Origin of the sequence: Arthrobacter sp. BE255 (genome assembly GCF_031457335.1) — a bacterium.
Taxonomy (GTDB): domain Bacteria; phylum Actinomycetota; class Actinomycetes; order Actinomycetales; family Micrococcaceae; genus Arthrobacter.
Genome location: NZ_JAVDWK010000011.1, coordinates 106602 through 126833 on the forward strand (window position 1 = coordinate 106602; position 20232 = coordinate 126833).

Here is a 20232-nt window from a genome sequence, read left to right on the forward strand (position 1 = left end):
GCGGGCAAAGGATTTGCAGGGCCGCTGTCCCCGGTTCCTGCCCCTCCGTCCGGCGGAGTCAAGCCTTGTCCGCCGCGGGGAGATCCTTCGTGGCTGGGCCTTCGAGGAGCCGGCCGTCGCTGCTGAACCGGGAGCCGTGGAGCGGGCAGTCCCAGGTCAGTTCGCTGTCGTTCCAGTGGACGATCCCACCCAGGTGCGTGCAGACGGCGGAGAGCCTGCAGGTGGTTCCCCCGACGGTGGAGACCGCCACCGGACGGGCGCCGTCGCGGTACACCCTCCCGACGCCGTCGGCCGGTACGGTGCGCCCGGCGGCGGGGCCTGGAGCCCCGCTTCCGGCAGGCTCAACCACCGGCCGGTCAGCGGCCACCTTGCCCCAGCCGGTGGCCAGCTTCGCGGCCACCTGGGCATTGAGTTTGACGGCGGAGAACGCGCCGGCCGGGGACGTGACCCGGTGATGGATGGTGTCCGCCCACGGGAGTTGCCCGCCCAGGATGTCCGCGGAGATGCCCAGGGCGACGGCGACGGCATTCGTCATGCCCCACTTGTTGTAGCCCGTGCCAAAAAGGATCCGCCCACGCCCGCGCGGCAATTTGCCAAAGAAGGGCATGAGGTTGGTGGCCTGGTAGTCCTGGGCGGACCACGTGTGGGTGACGGCCGCTCCCGGGAAATGCACGCCTGCCCAGGCGAGCAGCCCCTCCAGGTGCGCCATTTCTGACGCCGTCCGCCCCACGTGGTGCCCGTGTCCGCCCACCAGCAGGAGCCGGCGGCCGTCCGTTTCATAGTCCCGCAGCGAGTGCGTCGGTTCCTCGGCCGAGAGGTACATCCCCGGCGGCGGCTCCAGCCCCGCCGGCATTTCCAGCGCCGCGGCGTAGGAACGGAGCGGCTTCAGCTTCGCGAAGTAGAGGCCGCGGTCCAGTACGGGGATTCCGGTGGCCAGCACCAGATGGTCCGCAGTGACGTTGCCACGGTCTGTGCGTACGCTCAACGGGCCGCTCCCCGAGACGTCCCGCAGCCGCACGCCCCCGGCCACTGTTCCGCCGCGGCTGCGGAGGTCCGCCAGCAGGGTGTCCAGCACGTCCATGGGATTGATCTGGGCCTGGCCGGCCATGCGCAAGGCGCCTTGCACTGGGAAAGGGAGGCCTGCGTCGCCCGTGTAGTCAACGTCCAGGCCTGCGGTGGAAGCGGCGGTGAGTTCCTCACGGATCTGTTCCATGCCCTGGCCGGTGGTGGCGTAGGTGTAGGCGTCCCGGCGCTGGAACGGCACCCCGTGGTCATCGAGGTAGCGCAGCAGCCAGGCCTGGCCCTCCCGGTTGGCCTCCATGTAGGCCCGGACCTGCTTCGCCGAATACTGGCGGGCCAGCGCGGAGAGCACCGTTCCCTGCAGGAGACTGACCTTGGCTGTGGTGTTGCCGGTGGTGACGGCGCCAGGATGCCGGGCCTCAAGCACCAGGACCTTCTGCCCGGACCTCGCGAGCAGCAACGCGGAGACGAGCCCCGTCAGTCCGGCCCCGGCTACCACGGTGTCGTACCTGCTGCCGGGCTGGAAGCGGTCAGAACAGAAGGATTGCCCGCGGTCCAACCAAATCGACGCCATCCAAGCCCACCCTGCCTCCGCTGTGCCGGCCGTTGAACGCGGCCACTGCCGGGATCCGGAAACAGGCCGGATCCCCGACAATGATCAGTGTACTTAGGATGGCGTGGTTTGGGGCGGCTAGGAAGCCTGGAAAGCCCCGATGGTCAGCAGTTCGACGGCGGCGTTGCTGCAGGCCTGCGTGGGCTGGGCCAGGAACAGCGATGCCGTGTCTTCGGGGGGATAGATGCGGTACCCGGCGGCAGGCACGATGGTGCAGTCGGGATAGTTGCCGGCCTGGGTGTAGCGCAGCACGGCCGCGCCGGCTTGGCCGGGGGCCAGCAGCACGTCCACCGCGGGCGTGGTTTCGTCGCGTTTTGCGGGCGCTCCGATGGGTGCTCCGTTGGCGTCAGCCGCAAGGGAGACTCCAGGGAATCCCTTGAGGATGCACGGTTCGGCGCCTGTGTTGGTCAGGGTGAGCGTCATGTAGACGCTGCCGGCGGCCCCGCCTCCGGTGGCATCGGTGGCGGCGGACAGCGTGGCCGCCTTGCAGAGGGCCGGCCCGGTGGCCGTGGGAGTAGCGCTCGACGGCGGCGCGGACGTGCCCGGCGCCGCTGAGGAAGTGGCGGGGCTGGCAGAAGAACTGCCGGGTTCCGTGGTTCCCTGCGCCTGCGGCTGGCTTGGACCGCAGGCGGTGAGCAGCAGCGCTGCCGCGGCAGCCGCCGTCGAAATGGCAAAGCCCTGAGACAAAAGTTGAGACTTCATGGCTCAACCATTGTGGCTGGTGTGACAGGAGTCAATGATGCCGGTGCGGGTGCCCCGATTTGATGCCCGGATCGTGATGATCCGGGCATCAAATCGGGGGTTTCCTGGCTGGACGGATCCCGCGGGAGGGCTACTGGCCGGGCGTCCCGGCTTCCTGTTTGCGCTTTGCCCCGCTGCGGGCCAAGGCAACGCCGCCCAGGGCGAGCCCGCCGACGCCGGCGGCGAGGCCGGCCCAGCTGCGCGCCTGGGCGCCGCTGTCCGTCACGGCGGAGGCCTGCTCGGTGGAGTGCGAGGTGGATGCCGAGGTGGAGGCCGCCGCGCCGTGGCCGCCAGTGCTGGCTGCTTCGGTGATGGTGATGGACGGTGCCGGGGCCTTCAGCGAGTGCGGGTCCTGGCCGTCCTTGGCGATCTCCGACCAGTCGGTCTGGCCCGTTTCGCAGGTCTGGAGGGTGGGGAAGTAGAGGGTCGTGCCGGCCGCGTCAGGCAGTTTCAGGGACAGCACCAGGGCGTCGCGGAGGTCGTGGGCGAGAGGCGCCTTTGCCATGTAGACGATCTGGCTGGTGCGCTTGGTGATGGATGTTCCGTCGGCCAGTTTCTTGGGTTCGGCCAGCTGTTCGGTCACCTTTTCCACCGTCCAGTTGGGGTTGACCGTGGGTTGGGCGTCGTTGAGTTCGGCGGGCAGGGTGATGGCCACTTTGGTGGTGCCGGACTCCTCGCAGCCGTGCGGGATGCCGAAGGTCAGCAGGGCGTACGAGTTGGCGGCCGTTTTGTCCGGCGTGACGCCGACGTGTGCGGAAGCGCCCGTTGCGGCGGAAAGCAGGAGTGCCGCGGCTCCGGCAGCGGCGCCGGCGGTGGTGAGGGTACGGCGAAGGGTGGGGGTGTTCATGGGATTGCCTTTCGGACACACGCGCCGGAATCGGGCGTGCGGAAGTACGGGTTGGGGCCCGTCAGCTGGAGAGCAGGTGCGGGCAGAGTCAGGGAAGCACGACGGCGGAAGGCGGGCCGCGCCGGCTGTCTTGCCTGAGGTTCCGCCAGGGACGGAACGGGGAAACCGGCGGCAGGCAAGGCACCGCCGGTGCGGCGCCGGCGTCGGGCGCTACTGCTTCCGGAAGGTGAACCAGCGGCCTGAGCCACGCGGCGAGGGCCCAGAGGGCGTCCTCGCCTTTGGCGAGGAGCAGGGCGCACGCTGCCGTGGCCGCGATGTGCGCGAGGAGCATGACGGTGCCGGCGGCGGTGTCGAGGCCATGCAGGTGCGAAGCTGCTCCGATCACGGGGGCCGCCGCGCTGGCCACGTGGTGGACGTCGGCGGAGGCCGCGCCGGTGGCTGCGGCGCCGGCCGTAAGACCCGTGGCGCTGAAGGCCGTGAACACCTCGTGGAGCACAAACTGTCCTGCCCCCAGAAGTGCCGTCATGGCCGCCAGATTGAGCTTGAAGCGGGTGGCCGTCGTGGCGGCCAGGCCGGTCAGCGCGAGCACGGCCAGCAGGATCCCCGGGGCGGGGAGGACTCCGCCGCCCAGCACGTGGGCGCCGGCCGCGAGGGTCAGGATGCCCACGGACACGGCGGCGGCGCGAACGAAGTGGAAAGGGGTCCGGGCATGGTGCATTCGCACGGATCCTCCCTCGTTGCGCTTGTGTCTGCCGACGCTAATTAACCGCCGGGCGCCGCTGACTGGGCGCGGCCTTCCGATTCTACCGGTGCTTCGGTGCGCCCGAAGAGCTGCGGATGGGGATTACGTTGGCCGGAGTATCGCCGTTTTTGATTTGCCGCTTTTCTTGGCCAAGGATTTCCCTCCAGCCTGCGGGCGATCGCACTGGTTTCGCTCCCTTGAACGGCCGCCGATGTATCGGGCTTACAAAACAGGGCTGCCGGCGAGGAGTTCAGCCAGGACATCCGCCGCGGACTCGTGCCGGATCAGGGACGCGGCCTGGCCGGCCCACAGGGACATGAGTTCTGTGTTTCCCTGCGCTGCTGCCTGCGGGCGGAAGCGGCCGGTGAGCCAGTTCTGCGCGGGGAACGGGGCGATTCCGCCGGCTTTCGAGACTTCGGTGAGTTCGGCGATGATGCGGTTGGGGATGCCGCGGGCCAGCCTCCCGCTGAGGGTCCGGGTGAGGACCGTTTCGCCGGCGGCGGGGCTGTGGAGGACAGCGCGGTACTCCGGAACCGCGGCCGACTCCCGGGTGGCCAGGAACGCCGAACCAACCTGCACCCCGTCCGCACCAAGTGCCAGGGCGGCGGCGTACCCGCGGCGGTCAACGATGCCTCCGGCGGCGATCACCGGAATGCCGACGGCGTCCCGCACCTGCGGGACCAGGGCGAACGTTCCAACCAGGGACTGTTCCGCGGGCTTGAGGAAGGAGACGCGGTGGCCGCCGGATTCCATGCCGCTGGCAACCACGGCATCCACGCCGCCGGCTTCCAGGGCAACGGCTTCCGCAACAGTTGTCGCGGTGCCCACCACCACGATTCCGCGCCGGTGTGCCTCCTCAACCAGCTCCGGTGAGGGCACGCCAAACACAAAACTTACGACGGCGGGACGCGCCTCCAGGGTTGCTTCCACCTGCTCGTCGTAGTCGGGCAGGTAGCGGTCCGGCATTTCCGGGAGCGGCAGGCCCACTTCGTCGAAATAGGGCCGCAGGGTCTCGACGTAGGTGTCGAACTCCGGCCGGGGGAGCGTGGTGGTTTCATCGCCTGTGGGGATCCACAGGTTCAGTGCGAACGGCTTGGGGGTTGCCGCCCTGAGCTCCGCCGCGGTGTTCCGGATGGCTTCCGCGCCGTAACCGTACAGGCCGTAGGAACCCAGCCCGCCGCCGTCGCTCACGGCAGCCGTCAGCTCCACGGAGGAGACGCCCCCGAACGGGCCCAGGACCACCGGAACGTCCGTGCCGAACAGCTTGGTGATGCGGTTAAGCGGTGCGGAGTCTGCGTGGGCGGGCGTCATGGGGTGGCTCCTCGAGGTCGCTGGTGGCTTCGGGACCAGTCTTGCAGTGGTGGCTGCTGGGACCCAACTTTCGCGCGCGGGCAGCTAATCCGTTTCCGGGCCTGTGCAGTAGTGGCAGTCATCGGGGCACGTCTCTGTCACGGCTGGTGCCCGGTGAGTTCGAAGCCGTCGCTGACATGAAAGAGCCTGCGGCCGCCTACCGGGGTCCGAACCCAGATGGTTTCGCCGTCCGCCGTCCTGGTGTCCACCTCGCCGGAGTATTCCGTGTGGCTGCCCCGGGTGAGTACCACAGCGTCCCCCACCTGGACGTCCTCCCAGATGCCGGGGGCCTTGACGCGATTCGTCCTTGAAGTCACGGTGTTCCTTATGTCCTTGGGTGCCCGGCAGATTAGCGGGTCCACTTCATCCAACCCGAATGCCTTCCCCAGGCCAATGGAGGAACTGACCAGCCGTGCCGCCGGCATTTGTGCAGGCATCCAGTGGCCTATGTACCGCGACTTTGGGCGGGGCTAGACTGCTGGCGTAAGTCGCCGACTATCTCAGGGAGAACAGCATGAACTACTCAGGGACTGGCAACGAGAAAGCCACCCCGGCCCACGAGCTCAACAGGACCCATGTGGGGCAGACAGTCAGTTTCGAGCCCGATGAGTTCACTGTGGTGTTCGGGAAAATCGCCGCCATTGCGCGCAAGGAAGGCGGCGTGACCATAGCCCTGCAAGGCGTCGAAGGAAGCGGCGGCCTGCAATCGAGCTACAGCATTCCGGGGAGCCAGCTCGTGTATCTGCAGCCGGACATGCTCACCAACACTGAGTCCACCATCAAGGATCTGTTCGGCAAGGTCCAGGAAAACCTCCGCGGCAGCGGCCACAAGGGTGAGGACAAGACGGACAGGCTGTAGGCGGCGGTCGCTCGAAGATGCTCCTGCTGCACCTGAGCTGATCACGCCCGGCCTGGTTCGGTCGATTCGGGGCGCAGGCGAGCTGCCGCCTCAGGCCGGGAGGGTCGGAATTGGGCTGGGCGTAGGGTGGAAGCCGGACGAAAGGAGCACGTCATGAAGAAAATCCTCATGGTACTGACCAGCGTTTCCGTGATCGGCGATTCGGGCGAGAAGACCGGCTACAACGTGGCCGAAGCTGCACATCCCTGGAAGGTCTTCAAGGATTCCGGGCATTTCGTCGACTTTGCGTCCATCCAGGGCGGCCAGCCCCCGCGCGACGAGGTGGACTCAAAAGATCCCCTCCAGGTTGCCTTCACGGAGGACGAGACCACGCGCGCCGGCCTCTACAACACTGCCCGCGTCGACGTCGTTGATCCCGAACAGTACGACGCCGTCTACCTCGTAGGTGGCCACGGCGCCATGTGGGACTTCCCGGACAGCGAAGGGTTGCAGAATCTGGTGGCCAGCGTCTACAATGCCGGCGGCCTGGTGGGCGCCGTCTGCCACGGACCAGCCGGCCTGCTGAACGTGGAATTGAAGAACGGACTTCGTCTCGTCGAGGGCCGGAAGGTCGCCGCCTTCACCAACGACGAGGAGGTTGCCGCGGGGAAGGACAAGGTCATCCCGTTCTTTTTGGCAGACCGACTTGAGGAGCAGGGCGCTACCCACGTCTTTGCGGGTGTCTTTGAGGAAAAGGTCGTGGTCGACGACCGTCTGGTGACCGGCCAGAACCCGGCCTCAGCCGCCGGTGTGGCCAAGGAGATGGAGAAGCTGTTCGCAGCGGTTATCCACCAGGAAAAAGCCGAGGAACAGCACGAGACGGAGGCCCTTCGCGCCGAGAAGGACGCCGAGAAGAACGCCAAGAAGGCTGCCGCGGCAGGTGGCGAGCACTAAAGCCGGAACTGCCGCTCGAAGGCAACGGGATCAATTGGGCGAGATCCGTTGATCCCGGGGCAAAGCAAAACCCCTGCTTTCCTTATCAATAAAGGGAAGCAGGGGTTTTGCTACTTGGCGGTGACGGTGGGATTTGAACCCACGTTGGCTTTGACACCAAACAACATTTCGAGTGTTGCACCTTCGGCCGCTCGGACACGTCACCAACCTGAATAGGTTACCGGAGCATGCCGCGCATCCCCAAAACGGTGTGTCCTCGCCGCCGCGGGAGCGGACACGTCCGCGCTACCGGGCAGCGTTCACCGTGCTGTGAAGGTCTGAGTTGAGTTATCCACATAGGTCATTTGCTTGGCTGTTTTTGTTGGTGCCTGGCTGAATGATGGGGGTATGGACAGGCGGGCAGCGGTGGAGGCGTTTGAGGCTTTCATGGCGTCTGTTGCTGCGCTTGGTGCGGTGCTGTACGGTGCAGGCTCTGCGGGTTCCGGTGATGTTGCCGAGAATGATCCGTTGCGTCAGTGGTCTGATGATTGCCTGGACGGGCTGGTGCATATTCGGAGGGCGGATGCCCAGTCGGCGGCGTTGAAGGTGCGGCTGGCCGCGGGGTACGCGGACGCTGAACGGTCGATGGTGTCCCCGTCGGCCGGACCGCTGGAACGCAAGGTTAATGAGGTAGCCATCGTCTCGGAAGTTGCGTGTGTCATGACCGTGAGCGAAAGGTCTGCCGCTGCCTTCCTTGCCCAGTCCCACGAACTGGCCACGGCCTTGCCGTTGACTTTGGGGGCTTTGCAGGGCGGGGACCTGTCGTGGCAGCATGCCCGGGTCATGGTGGACGAAACGGCCGGCCTTGATCCCGATGTTGCCGCGGCGTTGGAAGCTCATTTCCTGGACCCGGACACGGCGAACCCCGCTCAGGGCTGCCCGGCCGGTGAGCTGGTCCCGTCGCGGTTCCGGCAGAAGGCCAGGACGTGGCGGGAACGGCATCACCCGGTCAGCATCGAAAAACGCCATGCGAAGTGTGTCCTGGACCGTCGGCTGGAGTACGTCCCGGACCGGGATGGGATGGCCTGGCTCTCCGCGTACCTGCCCGCGGATCAGGCTGCCGGGATCTGGAACGGCGTCACCGCCGCCGCACGGGCCCTGCAGGGCCCCGCCGAGGACCGGACTATGACCCAGCTCCGCGCCGACGTCGCCGCCAAACTGCTCCTGAGCGCCGGCTTCGCCTCGAGCAGCCCAGGCGATGCCAGCACAGACGCCGCGGCCGCCAGCACCAGCACCAGCAATGGCACGAGCACGAGCACGAGCACGAGCAATGATGGCGTGGCTGGTGGCGTTCAGGCCACCGACACGGCTACGGGCAGTGATGGCGTGGCCGTCCTGGTTCCGGCCACTGACGGGATCGATGCGGGCCGTGTTCCGTTTCCGGCGGCGCAGGTCCTCGTGACGGTGCCGGTCTTTGCCCTGATGGGCCTCACGGACGAACCGGCCGACCTCGACGGCTACGGACCCATCCCGGCCTCGATGGCACGGAAGCTGGTCGCGGACGGGGCATCCTCATTCCGCCGGGTCCTCACCGACCCCAGAGACGGGGCGCCGCTGGAAATCGGACGGGAAAGTTACCGGATCCCACCGGCGATGCGCCAGTGGCTGCGGCTCCGGGACGGGAAGTGTTCGTTCCCCGGCTGCAGCAACCAGTCCCTGGACAACGAAGCAGACCACCTCCTGGCCTGGGCCGACGGCGGCACCACCGGCATCACCAACCTTGAGTCACTGTGCCGCAAACACCATAGGCTCAAGCACTCCACAGCCTGGACCCCCACCGAAGCCGGTAAAGACCAACCACCCGGCTGGACCTCACCCACCGGCCGCCGGTATGCGAGCGAGCACCAGGACTGGGAACCACCCCAATGGCCACCACAAATCCTGGACCAGCTTAGGCACCGCAAAGTCGGCCCGGCCTCGCCTGAAGACTTCCTGCCCGGCCAGCCGCCCCCCGAAGATCCCCTGCCGGAAGATCCCCTGCCCGAAGATCCCTTGCCCACTCGCCCCGGCCGCCCCAAAATGCCTCATCGCAGCAGGTAACTATCGCCGTAGGCGTCCCGGGGACTAGATTCATCAGCAAGATGACTAATTCAGGGAAAACGCCGCAGGCAACTGCGTATTGGACCACGGGACCCGAACACGGCGAGCTCCGGTCCGAGGACCTGCCTGCCCCCGGCCCGGGGGAGGCACTCATCCGCACCCTCTACTCGGGCATCAGCAAGGGCACCGAAATTGTGGTCCATAAAGGGTCCGTGCCACCCCGGGTTGCCCGCGAAATGCGCGCGCCGCACCAGGAAGGCTCCTTCCCCTCACCGGTGAAGTTCGGCTACCTGTCGGTCGGCGTCGTTGAGCAGGGACCTGAAGGCTGGATAGGCCAAAAGGTCTTCTGCCTCAACCCGCATCAGGACCGCTACGTGACCCCCACGGATCAGCTCACAAGAATCCCCGACGGCGTCCCCGCCCGCCGCGCCGTCCTCACCGGCACCGTGGAAACCGCCGTCAACGCCCTCTGGGAAGCCGGTCCCCGGCTGGGCGACCGGATCGCGGTGGTGGGCTCCGGCCTGGTGGGCGGCATGGTGGCCACCCTCCTGCGCAGCTTCCCGCTGGCCCGCCTCGAACTCGTGGACCTGGATCCGGAGCGCAGGAAGCTGGCGGACACGCTCGGCGTCGATTTCGCTCACCCCGATGATGCCAAACCGGACTGCGATATCGTGTTCCACTGTTCCGCCTCCCAGCACGGCCTGGAGCGCAGCCTGCAGCTGACCGGCGACGAGGGAGTCGTCATCGAGATGTCCTGGTACGCCAACCGCGAGGTCACCCTCCCGCTGGGCGAGGACTTCCACGCCCGCCGGTTGTCCATCCGCTCCAGCCAAGTGGGGGTTGTCGCCAGGGCCCGGCGGCACCGGCGCACCAACGCGGACAGGCTTGACCTGGCCGTGTCGCTCTTGAAGGATCCGGTTTTCGACGTCTTCCTCACCGGAGTATCGCCGTTCACACAGCTGCCGGAAGTGGTCCAGCACCTGGCCGACGGCACGCTTGAAGCCCTCTGCCATGTGATCGAATATCCGCCGAGCCCCGGCGCGAAGGAAGACAGCCCCGAAAACACCAACCCCGAAGACACGAGGTAGCCAGTGTTCAGCCTGACCGTCCGCCGCCACTTCATGATCGCCCACAGCCTCCCGCGGGAGGCCTTCGGCCCGGCCCAGGCCCTGCACGGGGCAACCTTCGTGGCGGAGGTGGCGTTTCGCCGTCGTGCCTTGAACCAGGACGCAATCGTCCTGGACATCGGGGCCGCCGGCGGCATCATCGAGGATGTGCTGGCCGGGCTCAACTACCGCAACCTGGACGAACACCCGGACTTCGCCGGCAAGCTCAGCACCACCGAGGCCCTGGCCGAGTACATCGCCCGGTCGGTCGCCGCAAAGCTCAAGGACAACGACGACGGCCGCCAACTCACGGCAATTGACGTCACCCTCCGCGAAAACCCCGACGCCTGGGCCACCTACTCGCTGGACCTGACCTCCTGACCTCCGTGCACATCAGGTTCCTGGTCCCGGCAAACATCCGCCACAACTCGGGCGGCAACGTCTACAACGCGCGGCTCGCTGATGGCCTGCGGGCCTTGGGCATGGACGTCGAAGTGCTGGCGGTGGACGGTTCCTGGCCGGAGGCCAGCGCGAAGGAACGACGGCGGCTCGGCGGCCTTCTCGGTGCCTGGGAACCGGAACCCACCCCAGGAACGGTCACGGTTGTTGATGGGCTGATCGCGTGCGGCGCTCCTGACGAAATTGAGTACGCTGCGGCCGCCGGCCAGCGCACCTGGGTCCTGCTGCACATGCCCTCATCCAGCCATCCCGACGGCGAGAGCCGGGCCCTGCACGCCGCCACCGGCGTGATCTGCACGAGTTCGTCGGCCGCGGCAGCCGTAAGGGAGAAACATGGGTTTGCTTCGAGCCGGGTAGCCCTGCCGGGCACGGAGCCTGGACCCGTGGCAGCAGGTTCGGACCCGCCGCATATCATTGCCGTGGCCGCACTCCTGCCCAACAAGGACCAGCTGCTGACCGTGGCTGCACTTGCCAGGGTCCGGGACCTCGCCTGGACGGCATCCCTGGTGGGAACGGACGACGCCGACCGCGCCTATGCGGCCCAGGTCCGGGCTGCCGTTGCCTCCCTTGGAGTGGAAGACCGTGTGCGGCTCACCGGCCAGCTCGACGGGAGCGAACTGGAGGACGCATGGGGCAGGGCGGACCTGAGCATGCTTGTGTCCCGGGCGGAAACGTTCGGGCTGGTGGTCACGGAATCGCTGGCCCGCGGCATCCCGGTCATCGTCAGGGACGGGACCGGCGCTGTCGAGGCATTGGGCCTGACCGGCGGGCAGGCGGGCAGGCCGGAGAACGCCGACGGCGCCACGCCTGGTTCCGCCGTCGTCCTGCCTGGTGCCGCCGTCGGACTCGAGGGTCCACGAAACGGCCAAGCGGACGCGCTCGCCGCAGCGATCCGGCAGTGGCTGTCGGAACCTCCGCTCCGTGCCCGTTGGCGGGCCGCGGCACTTGCAGCCCGGGACAGGTTGCCGGGATGGGACGGCACTGCCCGGACTGTCCTGGACATCCTCAGGGGATCCGCCGACGGGATGCCTACCGCGGCGGGGACCACCGGTGCACAATGGGGCATGACCACGCACGCGTCCCCGGCCACCGGCCTGAACCTCCAGGCTCCGGACCCGCAGTTGCTCACGCCCGAACTGCTCAGGGCCTGGGCCTGGCATAAACAGGGCCTCGACGGCACGCTGCAGGGCGCGGACCCCGCTGACGTGTTCACCACCGCCGGCTGGGCCCGTTCAGTCGGCGGCGCCAACCCCTACCTCACGCTCTTCGCCCGCGCCGGAACCAGCCGCGCAGAGGCGGACGCCGCAGTCCTGTCCCTGAAGATCCATGAGCTGCCCACCGCCCGCGGCTGCACCTACGTGCTGGGCCACGAGGACTTCGCCTGGGGCCTCCAGATCGGCAGGGACGCCGCCGTGGCGCCGTTCCGGGTGCTTGCCAGGATGGGCGTGGAGCGCGGCGAAATCACCCTGCTCGAGGAGCAGATCCTGCACGCCCTCGGCGACGCCGGCAGCCCACTGGACCCCAAACAGCTCAAGGAACTGCTGGGCGATTCCGTCCGGAACCTCGGCGACGAAGGCAAAAAGAAGGGCGCGGCCACCACCCTTCCCACGGCCCTGGGCCTCCTGCAGGCTGACGGCCGGATCCGGCGCGTGCCGGTCAACGGGCGCCTCGATCAGCAACGCTACGCCTACACACTGTGGGGACTGCCGCCCACCACCATGGATGATGACGCCGCCCGCAGCCTCCTCCTGGAGCGCTACCTCGGCTGGACCGGCGGGGCCACTGTCAAGCAGTCGCAGTGGTTCACGGGGTTCACCCTGGCGCACACGAAGGCGGGGCTCACCGCCGTCGGGGCTGTGGAGGTTCCGGCAGCTGACGGTGAGGTGCTGTGGATGCTGCCCGACGACGTCGAGCGCCTCGCCGCGTTCGAGGCACCGGCGGAGGAGCAGATCCAGTTGCTCGCCGGCACTGACTCCCTGGTCCTGCTCCGACGGAATTCAGCGGACATGTTCGCGGAGCAGGACAGGGACAAAAAAGTGCTGGGCTCCACCTTGGCGCTGCAGGCCGACCTGCCCGACCACCCCGTCCTGGACCGCGGCCGCATCATCGGGCTCTGGCAGTACGACCCAGCGAAGGCGCGGATCGCCTGCTGGCTCTTTGACGGCCCCACCCCGGCGGCAAGCCGTCGGATAGCAGAAGTGGAGGCGTGGATCCGGGACGAGCTGGGCGACTTCCGCTCCTTCAGCCTGGACTCGCCCGCTTCCCGGCAGGACCGGATCGACGCGCTCGATGCCGCAGGCCAAGGCTCCTAAGCGCGGCTACGGTGCGCGGCGAAGAAATCCCGGAGCAGGGCCCCGCATTCCTCTTCCCTGACACCGCCATAAACCTCCACCCAGTGGTTGAGGCGGCGCTCGCGGAGGACATCAAAAACCGAACCTGCGGCGCCGGCTTTCTCATCCCATGCCCCGAACACCACGCGCGGAATCCTGGCCAGGACCACAGCACCGGCGCACATGGCGCACGGTTCCAGGGTCACTACCAGGGTGCAGTCCGCCAGCCGCCAGCCGTCACCGCTGCCGCCGCCCAGCCTCGACAGTTCACGCAGCCGGTCCGCGGCCTCGCGGATGGCGACCACCTCGGCGTGGGCAGTGGGGTCTCCCAGTTCCTCCCGCTGGTTCCGTCCGGAACCCAGCACGGCGCCGTCGGGCCCTATCACCACAGCCCCGATGGGCACATCCGCCGTGGCCAGCGCACGCCGGGCTTCGTCCAGGGCAAGACCCATCCAATCAAGGTGGTTCTTTTCAGCGGGGACCATGGCTCAATGATAGTTTCGATGGATATCCAGCCTTGCAAAGCATTGACGCCGGGGAGGCAACGTGGACGCTGACACCCTCAGGGATCGCCTGGACCGATGGTATAAGCCATACGCTGCCCTGTGGATCACGCTGCTGGTAGGCGGCACGCTGGTGATCATCATGGCGCTGCTGGGTGCCGAGGTATACGGCGACGTGGTGGATGAGCAGGGCCTGGCGTCCCTGGATCTGCCCGCACTGCAGCTGTCCCAGGACCTCCGGTCCCCTGCCCTTGACACCGCGGTGACGGCCTTTACCAACGTCGGCGGGGGCGTCGGCATGCCCATCCTGGCCAGCATCCTTACGGCCTGGCTCACCTTCCTGAGCAGGACCTGGCGGCCCATCATCCTGGTGGGCGGAGCAGCGGCCGTATCCACGCTGGCAACCACCGTCGGCAAAAGGCTGGTGGGCCGCACCCGCCCGGACCACTCCGAAGCCGTCCCGCCGTACGAATCCTCGCCGTCCTTTCCCAGCGGCCACACGCTCAACACCACGGTGGTGATCGGGGTCCTGGTGTACATCATGTGCCTGCAGTTCGAGATCCTTTGGGCGCGGATCACGGCCATCTCCGCCGGGGTGATCTTCATCATCGCGATGGGCCTGAGCCGGGTGTTCCTGGGCCACCACTGGCTGACGGACGTGATGGCGGGCTGGTTCCTGGGGCTGGCCTGGGTGGGCGTGGTGATCCTGGCGCACCGGCTGTTCCATCTGCTGCGCAAACGCGAGCACGCCGGCCCGGCACCCACGTTCGAACACCCCGTCCTCCGGGACGACCAGACGGGCTGAATCCGGGCCCGGCCCGCCGAGCCCGGATGGTAGTTTTGACCCATGCGCACTCTCGTTGTGGACCACCCGCTGGTCGCCCATAAGCTCACCGTCCTCCGGGACAAAAACACCCCGTCCCCGGTCTTCCGGCAGCTGACGGAAGAGCTGGTGACGCTCCTTGCCTACGAGGCCACGCGCGAGGTCCGCACCCAGCCTGTCACCATCGAGACGCCGGTGAGCACCACGGTGGGCACGGCCTTCACCAAGCCCACACCCCTGGTGGTCCCCATCCTGCGCGCTGGCCTGGGAATGCTGGAAGGCATGACCAAGCTGGTCCCCACCGCCGAGGTTGGCTTCCTGGGCATGGCCCGGGACGAGGAAACCCTGGACATCATCACCTACGCCGAGCGGCTCCCCGACGACCTCACAGACCGGCAGATTTTTGTGCTGGACCCCATGCTGGCCACCGGCGGCACGCTGCGTGAGGCCATCAAGTTCCTGTTCAAACGCGGCGCATCCGACGTCACCTGCATCTGCCTCCTGGCCGCCCCCGAAGGGCTGGCCAAGCTGGAAGAGGAACTCGCAGACGCCAACGTGACGATCGTCCTGGCGTCCATCGACGAAAAGCTCAACGAGAAGTCCTACATCGTCCCCGGCCTGGGCGACGCCGGCGACCGCCTGTACGGGATCGCGGGCTAGCCGGGCCGAGCCCGGGCCCGCCCGCAGGACCAGTCCGCACCCAGGACCAGCCCGGGACCGTCCGCAGGACGGCGCCCGGGGCGCCGCGAATTTCGGGGGGTTCCGGATTCACCGCCGTCCCGTTAGCCTGTGCGGATGGACTGGAAACTTGAACTCGTTTTTGTGCCTGTATCCGACGTCGACCGCGCCAAGGACTTTTATGTCAACAAGGTGGGGTTCAACCCGGATTTCGACGAGCGGCCCATGGACGGCATCCGCTTCGTCCAGCTGACGCCGCCCGGCTCGGCCTGTTCCATCTGCATCGGCGAGGGCCTCAATGACGCCCCTCCCGGCACGGCCCCGAGCCTGCAGATGGTGGTCAGCGACATCCAGGCCGCCCACGACCACCTCAAGGGCAACGGCGTGGAGGTGAGCGACATCGATATTCAGGACTGGGGACACTTTGTCTACTTTGCCGACCCCGACGGGAACAAGTGGGCCGTGCAGTACATCCCGGGACGCGACGCCCAGGTCACCACCTAGGGCAAAATGGGGAGCATGAACCTCCCCGCGCCTGCTGCCACACGCACGCTCATATGCCGCGCCGTCCTTTTTGACATGGACGGCACCCTGGTGGACTCGACGGCGGTGGTGGAGCAGGTCTGGGGCGAGTTCGCCGGCCGCTACGGCTTGGACATTGCCGAAATCCTCCGCACGTCCCACGGCATCCAGGCAGCCGACACCGTGCGCCGGTTCGCTCCGGCCGGGGCCGACGTCGTCGCGCTCACAGAGGAACTCGGCGCCATGGAGCGGGTGCGGACCACCGGCATCGTTGCATTGCCCGGGGCCGCCGCACTACTCCGGAGCCTTCCGGCCGAGGCCGTGGCACTGGTGACCTCAGCGGACCGGATCCTGGCTGATATCCGCATGGACGCTGCGGGGCTTGCCATGCCGGCCGCCGCCGTAACGGCGGAGATGGTTACCCGGGGCAAGCCCCACCCGGAAGGCTATCTGACGGCAGCCGGCCTGCTCGGCGTGGAGCCGCAGGACGCCGTTGTGTTCGAGGATGCGCCGGCCGGAATCGCGGCAGGGGTGGCCGCGGGCATCCGGACCGTGGCCGTCGGTCCCAACACGGGCCCGCTGCCGGACGGCGTCCTCCATATCCCGGACTACAGGGCGGTCACAGCCGCCATGGAAACGGACACGGCGGGCAAGCAGGTCATTTCTTTCCGGCTTTGAGGTCGGCGACCACTTTCGCGATCCGCCTGGCCCGGGTTTCCGCCGTCTTGGCGTCCCCGAGCGGCTCCACGTACCGGCGCTGCGCGCTGTAGTTCAGCGTGGCATAGAACGCCTGGGCGTGAGGTTCCGCGGCCAGCGCTGCTGCCAGGTCATCCGGTACCTCGATGATCCGAGGCTGCGTATCCAGTTCCACGTCCACCTCGACGGTGTCCCCGGCCGCAACGCCCGTGAACTCCCGGTTGGCGGTGCTCACGCCGACCATGTTCTGCCCGCCCATCACCGCGATGCTGCTCCGGTAGCTCTTGCCGTTGATGGTCACCACGACGGGCGGACGCTTGCCCGCGCCGAGGGCGGCGACAACCTCTTCCGGAACCTCAATGCCTGCCTTGTTGCCGCTGCCCAGGATGGTGGTGGTGAATTTCATGGCCCAAGTATGGCCCGGAGCCGCAGGCCAGGGAAGCCCGGACCGCGGGCACCGGGATCCGGCCGGACCGCAGGTCTCGCCGGAGCCGTCCAGCGTCGCGGAGATAGGCAAGGGCAGTCCGGCTGTAGTCGACGTTGGAATCCGACGCGTCGGTCCATTCCACGGGCACTTCGAGTACGCGCAAGCCGCAGGTGTTGGCCAGGACCAGCAGTTCGGTGTCGAAGAACCAGGATCTGTTGGCGGTGTGGGGGAGGAGGCGCCGGGCGGCTTCGGACCGGATGGCCTTTGCGCCGCATTGCGGATCACTGAACCGTGCGCCGGACACGGACCGGAGCACCAGGCTGAGGCACCGGGGGAGGAACCCGCGCCGCAGTGGGCCCGACGCCGGATTGCCCCTGCGGGCGCCGGTCGCCACATCTGCCTGTCCCGTGAGCAGGGGAGCCAGCAGCGGGTCCAGCGCCGATGGCTCGAGGTCCAGGTCAAGATACGCCAGAACCGGCGACGGCGACGCGAGCCAGACAGTGCGCAGGGCATTTCCACGCCCTGCCTCGCCCAGCCGGACAACGGTCACGTCGCGCAGATCCCGGGCTATCCGTTCGGCGATCCTCAAGGTCCCGTCCGTGCTGGCGTTGTCAGCGACCGTGATCCGGAACGAATGCGGGAAGGCGCTGCCGAGATGCCGGTGGAGGCGCCGGAGCGCGGCCTCGAGGCTCTGTTCCGCGTTATGGACAGGGACAGCCACCTCTAGGACAGGGACTCCGGGCAGGATCTCAACAGGGTGGCAGCGGGAGTCGGCTGCCGGCGTCGCGGGCAAGGGTCCGGTCCGCTGCGGTGCGCGGTGTGCCTGGCCAATAGGTGTCATGCATCAAGGATGGCGTTCGGTGTTGTGAAGGCTTTAGGCCATGGCTGTGAAGCTGCTGTGGAGGCGGCGACGCCAAAAGCAGCAGGCCCTGAACCGGGGGGATTCAGGGCCTGCTGCGTGCTTTGGCCGGAAGCCGGAGAGGCCGGCTTAGTACCAGTTGTGCGACAAGTGGAAGTTCAGGGCACCGCACGGTGACTGGTAGCGCTCCTGGATGTAGTTCAGGCCCCAGTTGATCTGCGTGCGGTAGTTGGTGAGGTAGTCCGCACCGGCGCTCGCCATCTTCTCGGCGGGCAGCGACTGGACGATGCCGTAGGCACCGCTGCTCGCATTGGTGGCCGTGGTGGTCCAGTCGGATTCCTTGGTCCACAGCGTCTGCAGGCACTGCATCTGGTCAGCGGACCAGCCATAGCTGGCGAGCTGGCCGGCAGCGTATGCCTGGGCTCCGGCCGGATCATTGACGGCCACCACGGGGGCAGGCGCCGGCTCGGGAGCAGGTGCCGGCTCGGCGGCCTGCGGGGCAACACTGATCTCAGCCGGTGCGGGCGCCGGGGCGGGCTGCGCCTGGATTTCGGCCTTTTCGAAGCTCAGTTTGGACTGGATGTCGGCGGCAGCTGATGCTGCGGGCGACGGCTGGGTTTCGCTCGCGGCTACCGGAAGGCTGGACTCGGAGGCCTGGCCCGCGGCACCCACGCCGATAAGCAGGGCACAGGCAGCGGTGAACATGGCTGCACGGCGGCCCAAAGACGGAATTTTAGCCAGCCGGGACGTGGCCGTTGCAGGTGCCGGTGCTTCCGCTTCCGGGAGCCTGCGGCGGCCGTGAGGTTTGATGGACCCGCTCTGCGGGCGTGTTTCTACCTTAAATTCAGACATGATGGATCGCCTCTCACACCTGCGGAGTTAGCTGTCGGGTTCGGATGAGGGCATCCGGCCACACGGAAACATCACGTGCTGGCTTCACCCCAAGGGCATCAAATGCCCGGGACTCTGGGTCCCCCGCCTCTGCCTGGTCAAGCGGAATCCGGGAAGCGGCAGAGCTTGGCGTCCTCCGGACATGCGGACCAAAAGGGAACCGCACCCAATCGACGGTACAGGAGGTTGGAGCTTAAGTCACATTTTGGTAACAGAGATCACGACGCCGGTGCGTTGCCTTGCATTGATCACGCAACCACTGGAAGGCGCAGCGCGAACTCGGTCCGGCCGGGCCGGGACGTCACCTCCACGCTCCCGCCGTGGGCTTCCACGATGGACTGGACAATGGACAGGCCCAGGCCGCTGGTGCCTTCCGACGCCGCGGCTCCGGCAGACGGTGCCGCGCCCGTGCGCGCGGCGTCTGCGCGGGCAAACCGGGCGAAAACATGGTCCACGAATTCGGCCGGGATCCCCCCGCCGTCGTCCGTCACAGACACCACGGCACTGCCGTCAGCCGACCTCATCACGGCCGTGGTCACCGTAGTGCCGGGAGCCGTGTGCTTGCGGGCGTTGGAGAGCAGGTTGACCAGTACCTGGCGCAGCTGGGAGGCGTCGCCGTTGACCGCCAGTGGCTCGTCCGGAAGTTCCAGGTGCCAGTTGTGGTCCGGTGCGATGACTTTCTCGTCGCTGACCGTCTCGACCACCAGTTGCGTGAGGTCCACTTCGCTGAGTTTCAGCGGCTGGCCCTCATCCAGCCGGGCAAGCAGGAGCAGGTCCTCCACCAGGGTGGTCATCCGCTCGGACTGGCTTTGAACCCGGGCCAGCGACTTCCGCCCATCCGGGGTGAAATTCTCGGTCATCCGCATCAGCTCGGTGTAGCCGCGGATCGCCGTCAGCGGGGTGCGCAGCTCGTGCGATGCATCGGCAACGAACTGCCGCACCTTGGTCTCGCTCCGCTGCCTCGCCTGCAGCGCGCTGGCCACGTTGTCCAGCATGAGGTTCAGCGCGTGCCCCACGCTGCCCACCTCGGTCCCGGGGTTGGAGTTCGACGGCGGGACGCGCACCGCGAGTGCCACCTCACCGGCGTCCAGTGGGAGCCGCGAAACGCGCGTAGCGACTTCGGACAGCTGCTCCAGCGGCTGCATGGTGCGCCGGATCAGGATGGTCCCGGCCAGGCCGATCAGCACCAGCCCGCCGAGGGAAACAAACACAAACGTCCACACCAGGGAGGTGAGCGTGCTTTCCTTCCCGGCGAGCGGAAGCCCGGTCACCAGGACATCGCCGTAGTTGGTCTGCACCGCCACCAGCCGGTAATCGCCGTTGGAGAGTGTCCTGTCCACCGGGATGGAGTCCTTCTGGAGCGCAAGCAGGATCTCCTTGTCCTGGGCGGACAGGGGGGAGCGGGTGGTGTCGGAGGCCAGGAACCCGGCACTGTTGACCTGGCTGTCCAGGATCCGGGCGTTGAGAGTGCCCACGCTCTGGCCGCGGGAATCGAGCGGGTCAGGCCGGCCGTTGAAGCCACCCAGCGGCGGGCGGCCGGGGTCGTTGGAACGGGAGGCGGCCTGGCTGAGCTGTTCGTCGAGCTGGCGGGTCAGGAACGAATCCATGGACGCGTAGCTGAACAGGCCCACCGCTCCGCAGATGGCCACCAGCAGGGCCATGGCCACCAGGACGAGGCGGGTGCGCAGGTGCCACGTGGACGGCTTGAGCCAGCTCCGGCCGTGTGTGCGCGCAACACCGGAAAGGGACACGGC

The 20232-nt window shown here is 67.6% G+C and carries 21 protein-coding genes, 1 tRNA gene and 1 riboswitch; of the genes, 10 read left to right on the plus strand and 12 right to left on the minus strand.

The features are described 5' to 3' along the window. Positions 1-58 precede the first annotated feature (58 nt). From J2X42_RS17635 to J2X42_RS17660, 6 genes are all read right to left on the minus strand, one after another. The gene (locus J2X42_RS17635) at positions 59-1594 is read right to left on the minus strand and encodes an FAD-dependent oxidoreductase (protein WP_310167136.1); all 1536 of its coding nucleotides are present in this window, start codon (positions 1592-1594) and stop codon (positions 59-61) included. 117 nt (positions 1595-1711) lie between these two features. Further along, the gene (locus tag J2X42_RS17640; protein WP_310167137.1) at positions 1712-2335 is read right to left on the minus strand and encodes a DUF4232 domain-containing protein; all 624 of its coding nucleotides are present in this window, start codon (positions 2333-2335) and stop codon (positions 1712-1714) included. 130 nt (positions 2336-2465) lie between these two features. Beyond that, positions 2466-3221, minus strand: a complete 756-nt coding sequence (locus J2X42_RS17645; RefSeq protein ID WP_310167138.1) for a YcnI family protein — start codon at positions 3219-3221, stop codon at positions 2466-2468. A gap of 88 nt (positions 3222-3309) precedes the next feature. Continuing rightward, positions 3310-3939 (minus strand): hypothetical protein, encoded by a 630-nt coding sequence (locus J2X42_RS17650; RefSeq protein ID WP_310167222.1) that lies wholly within the window; start codon positions 3937-3939, stop codon positions 3310-3312. 246 nt (positions 3940-4185) lie between these two features. Then, positions 4186-5274 (minus strand): nitronate monooxygenase, encoded by a 1089-nt coding sequence (locus tag J2X42_RS17655; RefSeq protein WP_310167139.1) that lies wholly within the window; start codon positions 5272-5274, stop codon positions 4186-4188. Positions 5275-5411: 137 nt separating this feature from the next. Beyond that, the gene (locus tag J2X42_RS17660; RefSeq protein ID WP_310167140.1) at positions 5412-5630 is read right to left on the minus strand and encodes a hypothetical protein; all 219 of its coding nucleotides are present in this window, start codon (positions 5628-5630) and stop codon (positions 5412-5414) included. A gap of 197 nt (positions 5631-5827) precedes the next feature. Here J2X42_RS17660 and J2X42_RS17665 point away from each other — a divergent pair, with 197 nt between their 5' ends. Beyond that, complete coding sequence (locus tag J2X42_RS17665) at positions 5828-6172, plus strand: hypothetical protein (RefSeq protein ID WP_310167141.1); 345 nt, start codon at positions 5828-5830, stop codon at positions 6170-6172. Positions 6173-6325: 153 nt separating this feature from the next. Then, positions 6326-7105, plus strand: a complete 780-nt coding sequence (locus J2X42_RS17670; protein WP_310167142.1) for a type 1 glutamine amidotransferase domain-containing protein — start codon at positions 6326-6328, stop codon at positions 7103-7105. Positions 7106-7220: 115 nt separating this feature from the next. On the opposite strand, the gene J2X42_RS17675 is transcribed toward J2X42_RS17670, so the two are convergent. Further along, positions 7221-7310: transfer RNA gene (locus J2X42_RS17675), tRNA-Ser, on the minus strand. 182 nt (positions 7311-7492) lie between these two features. Between J2X42_RS17675 and J2X42_RS17680 the strand changes: the two genes are divergently transcribed. From J2X42_RS17680 to J2X42_RS17695, 4 genes are read left to right on the plus strand one after another with little or no spacing between them, the layout of a single operon-like run. Further along, positions 7493-9184 (plus strand): HNH endonuclease, encoded by a 1692-nt coding sequence (locus J2X42_RS17680; protein WP_310167143.1) that lies wholly within the window; start codon positions 7493-7495, stop codon positions 9182-9184. A 41-nt stretch (positions 9185-9225) separates the two neighbouring features. Next, entirely contained in the window at positions 9226-10272 is a 1047-nt protein-coding gene (locus tag J2X42_RS17685; protein ID WP_310167144.1) for a dehydrogenase, read from the plus strand. Positions 10273-10275: 3 nt separating this feature from the next. Next, a complete protein-coding gene (locus tag J2X42_RS17690; protein WP_310167145.1) occupies positions 10276-10671 on the plus strand; it encodes a 6-carboxytetrahydropterin synthase in 396 nt (131 codons plus the stop codon). Positions 10672-10676: 5 nt separating this feature from the next. Next, positions 10677-13061, plus strand: a complete 2385-nt coding sequence (locus J2X42_RS17695; RefSeq protein ID WP_310167147.1) for a DNA glycosylase AlkZ-like family protein — start codon at positions 10677-10679, stop codon at positions 13059-13061. Here J2X42_RS17695 and J2X42_RS17700 read toward each other — a convergent pair. Then, entirely contained in the window at positions 13058-13564 is a 507-nt protein-coding gene (locus tag J2X42_RS17700; RefSeq protein ID WP_310167148.1) for a nucleoside deaminase, read from the minus strand. The genes J2X42_RS17695 and J2X42_RS17700 overlap by 4 nt on opposite strands. Positions 13565-13652: 88 nt before the next feature. Between J2X42_RS17700 and J2X42_RS17705 the strand changes: the two genes are divergently transcribed. The 4 genes from J2X42_RS17705 to J2X42_RS17720 all read left to right on the plus strand — a co-directional run bounded on the left by J2X42_RS17705 (position 13653) and on the right by J2X42_RS17720 (position 16283). Next, complete coding sequence (locus tag J2X42_RS17705) at positions 13653-14387, plus strand: phosphatase PAP2 family protein (protein WP_310167224.1); 735 nt, start codon at positions 13653-13655, stop codon at positions 14385-14387. A 42-nt stretch (positions 14388-14429) separates the two neighbouring features. Further along, positions 14430-15065: a uracil phosphoribosyltransferase gene (upp, locus tag J2X42_RS17710; protein ID WP_310167149.1), complete on the plus strand. Its 636-nt coding sequence runs from the start codon at positions 14430-14432 to the stop codon at positions 15063-15065. A 135-nt stretch (positions 15066-15200) separates the two neighbouring features. Next, complete coding sequence (locus J2X42_RS17715; protein ID WP_310167150.1) at positions 15201-15587, plus strand: VOC family protein; 387 nt, start codon at positions 15201-15203, stop codon at positions 15585-15587. Positions 15588-15602: 15 nt separating this feature from the next. Beyond that, entirely contained in the window at positions 15603-16283 is a 681-nt protein-coding gene (locus J2X42_RS17720; protein WP_310167151.1) for an HAD-IA family hydrolase, read from the plus strand. Here the strand turns inward: J2X42_RS17720 and J2X42_RS17725 are convergent. The 4 genes from J2X42_RS17725 to J2X42_RS17740 form a co-directional block, all read right to left on the minus strand. Beyond that, positions 16264-16707: a YdeI/OmpD-associated family protein gene (locus J2X42_RS17725; RefSeq protein ID WP_310167153.1), complete on the minus strand. Its 444-nt coding sequence runs from the start codon at positions 16705-16707 to the stop codon at positions 16264-16266. The two genes, J2X42_RS17720 and J2X42_RS17725, sit on opposite strands and share 20 nt — an antisense overlap. Continuing rightward, the gene (locus J2X42_RS17730; protein WP_310167154.1) at positions 16658-17569 is read right to left on the minus strand and encodes a glycosyltransferase; all 912 of its coding nucleotides are present in this window, start codon (positions 17567-17569) and stop codon (positions 16658-16660) included. Before J2X42_RS17730 ends, J2X42_RS17725 begins: the two co-directional genes overlap by 50 nt. 147 nt (positions 17570-17716) lie before the next feature. Beyond that, positions 17717-18439 (minus strand): hypothetical protein, encoded by a 723-nt coding sequence (locus J2X42_RS17735; protein ID WP_310167155.1) that lies wholly within the window; start codon positions 18437-18439, stop codon positions 17717-17719. A gap of 5 nt (positions 18440-18444) precedes the next feature. Continuing rightward, a riboswitch (cyclic di-AMP (ydaO/yuaA leader) is annotated at positions 18445-18603 on the minus strand. Between the two features lie 123 nt (positions 18604-18726). Further along, the gene (locus J2X42_RS17740) at positions 18727-20229 is read right to left on the minus strand and encodes a HAMP domain-containing sensor histidine kinase (protein WP_310167156.1); all 1503 of its coding nucleotides are present in this window, start codon (positions 20227-20229) and stop codon (positions 18727-18729) included. Positions 20230-20232 lie beyond the last annotated feature (3 nt).

Coding starts and splice junctions, on each gene's coding strand:
- J2X42_RS17635 (WP_310167136.1), bottom strand. CDS start 1,594: ATGGCGTCGATTTGGTTGGACCGCGGGCAATCCTTCTGTTCTGACCGC.
- J2X42_RS17640 (WP_310167137.1), bottom strand. CDS start 2,335: ATGAAGTCTCAACTTTTGTCTCAGGGCTTTGCCATTTCGACGGCGGCT.
- J2X42_RS17645 (WP_310167138.1), bottom strand. CDS start 3,221: ATGAACACCCCCACCCTTCGCCGTACCCTCACCACCGCCGGCGCCGCT.
- J2X42_RS17650 (WP_310167222.1), bottom strand. CDS start 3,939: ATGCACCATGCCCGGACCCCTTTCCACTTCGTTCGCGCCGCCGCCGTG.
- J2X42_RS17655 (WP_310167139.1), bottom strand. CDS start 5,274: ATGACGCCCGCCCACGCAGACTCCGCACCGCTTAACCGCATCACCAAG.
- J2X42_RS17665 (WP_310167141.1), top strand. CDS start 5,828: ATGAACTACTCAGGGACTGGCAACGAGAAAGCCACCCCGGCCCACGAG.
- J2X42_RS17670 (WP_310167142.1), top strand. CDS start 6,326: ATGAAGAAAATCCTCATGGTACTGACCAGCGTTTCCGTGATCGGCGAT.
- J2X42_RS17680 (WP_310167143.1), top strand. CDS start 7,493: ATGGACAGGCGGGCAGCGGTGGAGGCGTTTGAGGCTTTCATGGCGTCT.
- J2X42_RS17685 (WP_310167144.1), top strand. CDS start 9,226: ATGACTAATTCAGGGAAAACGCCGCAGGCAACTGCGTATTGGACCACG.
- J2X42_RS17700 (WP_310167148.1), bottom strand. CDS start 13,564: ATGGTCCCCGCTGAAAAGAACCACCTTGATTGGATGGGTCTTGCCCTG.
- upp (WP_310167149.1), top strand. CDS start 14,430: ATGCGCACTCTCGTTGTGGACCACCCGCTGGTCGCCCATAAGCTCACC.
- J2X42_RS17715 (WP_310167150.1), top strand. CDS start 15,201: ATGGACTGGAAACTTGAACTCGTTTTTGTGCCTGTATCCGACGTCGAC.
- J2X42_RS17720 (WP_310167151.1), top strand. CDS start 15,603: ATGAACCTCCCCGCGCCTGCTGCCACACGCACGCTCATATGCCGCGCC.
- J2X42_RS17725 (WP_310167153.1), bottom strand. CDS start 16,707: ATGAAATTCACCACCACCATCCTGGGCAGCGGCAACAAGGCAGGCATT.
- J2X42_RS17730 (WP_310167154.1), bottom strand. CDS start 17,569: ATGACACCTATTGGCCAGGCACACCGCGCACCGCAGCGGACCGGACCC.
- J2X42_RS17735 (WP_310167155.1), bottom strand. CDS start 18,439: ATGTCTGAATTTAAGGTAGAAACACGCCCGCAGAGCGGGTCCATCAAA.